The sequence below is a fragment of the Parabacteroides sp. merdae-related_45_40 genome (assembly GCF_001915675.1).
Genome location: NZ_MNQY01000085.1, coordinates 1 through 7314, shown reverse-complemented (window position 1 = coordinate 7314; position 7314 = coordinate 1). Strand labels below are relative to the sequence as shown.

The 7314-nt window shown below is 35.9% G+C and carries 3 protein-coding genes; all 3 read right to left on the bottom strand.

Going from position 1 to position 7314, the window contains the following annotated elements; genetic code table 11:
• Positions 1-890 precede the first annotated feature (890 nt).
• From BHV83_RS10915 to BHV83_RS10905, 3 genes are read right to left on the bottom strand one after another with little or no spacing between them, the layout of a single operon-like run.
• Positions 891-2153, bottom strand: coding sequence for an alpha/beta hydrolase family protein (locus BHV83_RS10915; protein WP_005634514.1), 1263 nt, complete (start codon positions 2151-2153; stop codon positions 891-893).
• A 33-nt stretch (positions 2154-2186) separates the two neighbouring features.
• Positions 2187-4037, bottom strand: a complete 1851-nt coding sequence (locus BHV83_RS10910; protein ID WP_119216454.1) for a RagB/SusD family nutrient uptake outer membrane protein — start codon at positions 4035-4037, stop codon at positions 2187-2189.
• A 10-nt stretch (positions 4038-4047) separates the two neighbouring features.
• Positions 4048-7299 (bottom strand): TonB-dependent receptor, encoded by a 3252-nt coding sequence (locus tag BHV83_RS10905; RefSeq protein ID WP_286757512.1) that lies wholly within the window; start codon positions 7297-7299, stop codon positions 4048-4050.
• Positions 7300-7314: the final 15 nt, after the last annotated feature.

Below are 7314 nucleotides of genomic sequence, written 5' to 3'. Positions count from 1 at the left end.
CTTCACCACCTATGCCACAACAGAGGAGCTGATCGAAGCCTTGCGCAAAAATCCCTTGGAAGGATATCATGTGCTGATAAAGGGATCGCACGGGATGGCCCTGGAGAGGGTGGTAGAGGTTTTATAAAAATCCACAAATCCGATTCACATGAAGGAGGTACATATCTCTGCAAAGAGATGAATTTCGATTGCGAAAACAACTGTCATACCATCATGCTTTGCCTTTTATATAATGAATATCAATCTCTACATAGAATGATAGCAGGCATGATGGATGTTTTTTTAACTATCATACTATCATAGATATAATAGCTTTTTCACACACAACATATAGCTTATTCTCAGCAATATAGCTATATATTTTTGTCGAGATCCGGGTGTCACCCCCCTGCAGACCCAGGTCTCAAGACCGCTCAGATGGGGGTGTAAATGAACCTGATACGCGTATTTTGAGGAAAAGAACTAACGTCTTTTGCTTTCCAAAGTACCTTATTCCGGCAAAAAAGGCTTATACATTCTCAAAAACATTCTGTTTCAACACTTCCAAAGTACATCTATTTTCCGATAAAAACGACCAAAATGATGGTTAAACAGCTGATTTATGATAGTTGCATGATAGTTGAAATAAGAACTATCATAGCTGTATATCTTGATATTCAACCTTTACACAAGAAGCATGATGGTATGATGGTTGTTTCTAAATCATCATTCATAGATTCAAATATTCTTATATAGAAAATACCTCTAAGATACTAGCTTAGCCTCCTACGCTGTGCTGTTTCTTAGAGGTATATCAAGTTTTTGAAAAGCTATGTTGAATAATGAATAAATATTCCTTCAGAAACCAAAATCCAAGATTTCCATTTTTTAATCTTTACAGGAAATCCAATTTACTTAAAATGTAAATCACAGAAATCCATAAAGCGCTCCCAATCATAATCTGTCACATCATGTTTACCTGCCCGTATATGATAACCTACATCATTCATAATTGGTTGATGAACAGCCGGAGGAACTGGTGAGTCCAACCCTTTCATTTTGTATAATTCATAAACTTTATTGGTATAATATGCAGATAAATATTCACCTTTAGGATCAGCCCAAAGATCGCCTTCCGCACTCGCTACATAAAGGTGGCGTGGTGCTATTAAAGCCAGCATCTCATGCTGGTCAAAAGGCAAATTTTCTTCATTACCTGCATATTGACTAAATGCAGGGCAAAACCAATGAGAAAGAACAGTTGTTATGCGAGCAATATTTTCCCCATAAACTCTTTTTGACAAGGCAGCTCCTCCACAACCAGAATCATTCGATATGACCACTTTGAAACGTGAATCCTGAGCTCCAGACCAAAGCGCAGCTTTCCCCTGTCTGGAATGTCCCATTATTGCAATTTTACTCATATCTATTCTTCCCTCACGTTCCAAATAATCAACAATACGACTTGATCCCCAAGCCCAAACTCCAATTGCTTCCCACTCATCATGATTTTTGGATCCTGATATATAATCAGGGAAAAGAGAAGCTACACTATAATCTCTCAACTCTGCTCGATCCGGATAGATATCATGATAACACATAGTCGCTACAGCATATCCACGTTCTAATATTTTATCATAACACCAACGGTTTTTCTGCGCTCCTCTTGTCCATACGGGACTATCTTTGCCATGTACAAACCTTAATCCTGGAGAATAGTAAATCGATGGTTCTAATGTTGTCGTTTGATTCCCCATAAAATTATATCCAACAAACACAGGTACTCTTCCTTGTACATGGTTAGGAATATATAATAATAGAATTGCATCTATTGTTTTCTTCCCATTTGTAAAAGTGAACAATATTTGTTTACAAGTTGCTTTACCATCCATTGCTTTAGGATCACAAGCCAATAAGGTATAAGACACATCGATTTTATCAGTCGGTGTCCGTCCATAGACCTTAGACATAAATATCTCTAAAATTTCCGGTCTTCTTACCTTTTCCCATTCATCCGCAGTGGTTACTTGCTGTCCGTCATTACAAATAAGAGGATCCGGCAGCACAAAATCAGGGACTTTACTTTCATCATAATTTATTCCTTTTATGATCGCTTGACCATAAGCAAAATTACAAATCAAAGAAAGAAATAATATATAAGAAAATGATCTCATGATTCATTCTATTTTTAATAAAACATCCATTTGTTATAATTGACCAACTTTCAGTGGCTCTACATTTTTCTCTGCACCAGGATAACCGATATTCTGATTTATAACCCCTTTCGTATTCGCATTAATAGCTGATGCAGGAACAGGCCATAACAGATGATGGACACTGATTTTATATTCAGCCCAACGATGCTTGATGCCTTTATTATAAAAATTATTCTTAGCATTTACCCAATCATACCAAAAATTGATTCCCTCTTGTTTAATATTAGAACCAGCACCTCCGGGTCCCGATATATTATCAAGACTATAACTTCTTCCAAAATATTCACAATTTCTACCAGTACGAGCATAAGTAAAAGCTATACGAGTAATTTCTACGTGCCTATTTTCTTCATAATACAGCTCACGCGCCCGTTCATCTAAAATTGAACCGATATTAATATCTGAAGCGGTCAAAGATTCTGCTCCAGCTCGATTACGTACGACATTCAACATCTCTGCAACTTTAGCTGGTTGTTCTTTCCAATAATAAGCTTCTGCCATCAATAGATAAACTTCCGCCGAGCGATAAATATACATAGGAGTTTCACCTCCCCAATACCAACTCGAAGAAAGTGGATCAGGTACATATAGTTTATAATGAGGCCATTGATACCAAGCTCGAATAGAATCTTCTACAGACATTGCTGGGTTTTTCACCAAATGTGTACCATAATAAATGTTTCCACTTGTTTTTAACGTCGGATCATTATAATACAAATCAGATGGACTTATCCAACTATCACGATTATAAACACCTCTTAAATCGTTTTTCTCCTTTTCCGTCCATATTGTGTACTGATAATAATTAGTACAACGGGCTCTACCAATACCTCTTCCATACGTTTTATTTATTTCATATTGAGATTCCACATTATCAGTATAAACAATTCCAGACATTCCGTCTGGGGTCGTAACTCCAACTACACGTGGAATTGTATTTCTCATCAATTGAGATCTTACAGATCCTTGAGCATTAGGGTATGATACAATATACATCAACCCCTCGGTATTTGATATATCCATTTTTGCTTCAACACTGTGCAGATCATGCATTAAATTGGTTTTAGGTTTGTTTTGATTTGATGTAAAACGAGTTGTCATTAATGGATGTTCGGCTACTATAGATTGTCCTATTTGTATTGCTTCGTCAAAATATCCCAAGCATATATTTATTTTCATCAACAAAACCCCACAAGCACTTTTTGAAACTTTCCCACGATTGACATTATCAGGTACATTTTGATAAGAATATTCCAAATTTCTTTTTAATTCTTCCAAAATACTCCATCTGTCGTAAGAATAAAAATCGGTCTTAGGTTCTGCCAATTCGTAATCTAACCAAGGGATATCGCCGAATTGATGAACTAATTTATAATACCAATAAGCCCTATGAAAATAAGCCTGTCCCAAAATCCGACTCTTATCTTCTTCATTTGCAAATTTTCCTTCATCAATACGAGCAATGATTATATTTGCAGATTTAATGGCTTTGTAACCATGTGTCCAATACCATCCGACACGAGTATAATCCATATTGTCCAAAGGCATATCAGGTAATAAAGATTTATCCATATCCATTTGAGGCCCAGCCTTATCAGTAGTTCCTTCCACACAAATATCCGATTGTATCATCTCTGTAAGGATGGCACATCCATCTCCATTATACTCATCGTGCATTTCAGCTTCGCATGCAGACAAAGTAGCTTCAAACCCATCAACTCCAACATAAGTATCTTCTGGAGTATGAAAAGATAATGGCTTAGGCTCTAACCAACTATCTGTACAAGAATTGAGCGATAAAAAAGCTACAGCAACGCATATATATATATTCCTACTTTTCATAATCTAATTTTTACAATGTAACATTAATACCTAAATTAAACGTACGAGGAGTAACAGAGCCGCTCTCTGGATCCCAGAAATTCCAATGAGGAGCAAAAACTGCAGCATTCTGAATACTACCCGATAAACGTAAAGACTGTATAGCAAATTTATTTATCCACTCTTTCGGAAAATGATAAGATAACGTCACATTTTCCAAACGTACAAATGACTTATTTACATAATTAGTTCCTATGTTCTTTGAGCCAATACGTGCATAATCATTTATTGGATTTGTAGCCGTCCATCTTGGGAAATCATAGTCCGAAGTTCTATCTGGAAACGAATAATTATTGGCAGCCCTTTGAAAAGCGCCGTAATGTCCTAAATAAGAATATAAGACAGCCGATAATGAGAGATTTTTATAAGTCCATTCATTCCTCAAAGTCCAACGAAAACGAGGAGTTGTATATCCTTGAAAAACTTTATCTTTATTATTCATGATACCGTCTCCGTTTTGGTCGACATATTTAAAATCACCAGGTTGACACCCATAAATCGCAGCTTCTTCACGTTCATCTTTTTGCCAGACTCCAGCTCTCTCATAATCCCAAATACGATCCGGATCTTGACCAATAAACCATTTATTGGTTTCATCATCCGACTCTTTTTGTCCAATAACATTTCCATTCTCATCCAAAACATCGACCATATCACCATAAAGGCTATTTATTTTTCTTCTATTTAAAGAAAAATTACCAGAAGCGAACCATTTGAAATCTTTTGAATTAATAATATTTGCATTTAAAGTTAATTCAAATCCTTTATTCTGTAACTGCCCCAAATTGGCAGTTACACTATTAAAACCAGTAACATCGGGTAATGCTCGTTTTACTAACAAATCATTTGTCTTAGATACGTAAGTTTCAATGGAACCACTCAACAATTCATCGAATAAAGAGAAATCCAAACCAAAATTAAACGCAGCAGTTCTTTCCCATTTTAAATTATGGTTTGCCATCGTATTTACAAACATCTGAGAAATTGTATAAATATTGCCTGTTTGGTCAATATAAGGTCTCAAACTTGATTTCATTTGAGCCAATGCTGCATACTGGCCAATATCTCTATTTCCATTTTCTCCCCAAGAAATTCTCAATTTTGCATAATTCAGCCACGAATTTGCTTGTTGCATAAATTGTTCTTGAGTAAAAACCCATCCTAAAGCGACAGAAGGAAATGTTGCTCGAGGGTTTTTCTTTCCAAATGCAGAATATCCGTCACGTCGGATAGAAGTTGTCAACATATATTTGTTATTAAACGAATAAAATAGACGAGCCATTAAAGCATCCCCTGTTTGATACGTATCATCACTTGATACTTTTTGTACTGATCCCGATTGCAACTGATGATATCCCAAAACATCATTAGGCGTATATCCTTGAGCCTCTGCCGTAGTGGACCAATACTGAGCTTTTTCTGCATTCGCTAACAGTGTGACTTCTACTTTATGCTTCTGAGCAAATTCTCTCTTCCAGCGAATGATATTATCTATTTGCCAACTGTACTGTTTAGTATTCGTTCTAACTGAAGCTCCTCCTATAGCTTCCCATTTTTCTCCTTCAGATGAATAATGATTATAATAATCATGCCAACTATAGTAAGGAGTGAAATTCAAAGTATATTCGATTCCAAATGGAAGTTTAACTTCTGCATACAGTTTTGCATTTAAATTCTGATACAAATCTTTCCTTTCTGTATACATATTATCATAGAAAGGATTGACAGGGTCCATTCCTGTCGGATTTCGTCTATAAGGGCTTTCTAAATTATCCACCTCATTTGCTCCATAAGGTGAAATCATAGTCATTTGCTCCCAAAGACACTTCAAAAAGCCTTCATTTCGAGAGGAAAATTGAGCATTCATACCTACAGAAAGGAATGATGTGATTTCTGTTTTCACATTCATTCTTGCTCTAAAATTTGTATATTTATCTCCGGTAATAATACCTTCCCTATCCGCCCAGTTCAATGAGTAATATTGCGAAGTCCTTTCTGTAGCATTCGATACACTAACTGTATAATCTTGTTGTAATCCCGTTTGAAATACAAGATCATCCCATTTCGTAATTCTACCTGCAAAATAATTATCAATTTCAGGAGTCAGTAAATTCAGACGGGATAACCATTGAGTTTCCAATTGTTTATCAGTGACAGATGTGGCAGGTACACTTTGGTCATAATTATACCAAACAAGCGGATCGACACCTTGTAGCTTAAATGGATTTACAAATATTTGAGGATATTTAGCCAAATATTCATCCGAATTTCTCCCTTCATTATAATCCTGCCTAAATTTCAAGAATCCCTCAGCATCCAATATTTTAGGTTGATTCGCAGATTTTGCAAAAGAGATATTTGCATTGAAATTAATCACAGGTTTCCCTTGAATTCCTTTTTTTGTTGTAATTGCAATAACTCCATTTGCGGCTTTTGCTCCATATACGGCAGACGAACTCGCATCTTTCAAAACATCTACACTTGCAATATCTTCAGGAGTTATATCTGACAAATTTCCTTCATAAATCACTCCATCTAAAACAATAAGAGGTGAACTGCCCGCAGATAAAGTACCTTTACCCCGAACAGATAAATCAGCCTCAGCTTTAGCATCAGTAGCTATACCAATATTCAAACCAGCGGCATTCGAACGTAAAATATCTTGTACATTTCGAGGAGCCTGAGCTGATAATTTTTCGGCTTTTACACTAGAAACAGCTCCTGTAAGATCCTTTTTCTTCGCTGTTCCATAACCTACCACTACAACCTCATCCAATACTTCGGTATCTTCTTTCAATTTAATACTAAAATTTGATTTATTTGCTACGATTATTTCTTGTGGAGTATACCCAATATAGCTTACAACCAACGTGCTGTTTTCATCGACTTCCAAAGAAAAATTTCCGTCTACATCCGTTATCGTACCATTCGTCGTTCCCTTTTCTACAACATTTGCCCCTATAACCGCTAAACCGTAAGTATCAACTATTTGTCCACTTATTTTTTTCTTTTTCTCTTGATTTACAGATTTAGAAGAGGTAGACAATAACGTAATATAGTTATTTTCAAACTGATAACTAATACCTGTGTTTTTAGTAATCATTTCTAGATAGTCTGCAACTGTAGCTGTTTTTGTGTTAAAAGAAACAGTCTTGTTGACATCCACATCCTGATCCCGAAACACAACCAAATAGTCAGTTTGCGCCTCAATCTCTTTGACCAATTGTTTTATTGTCAT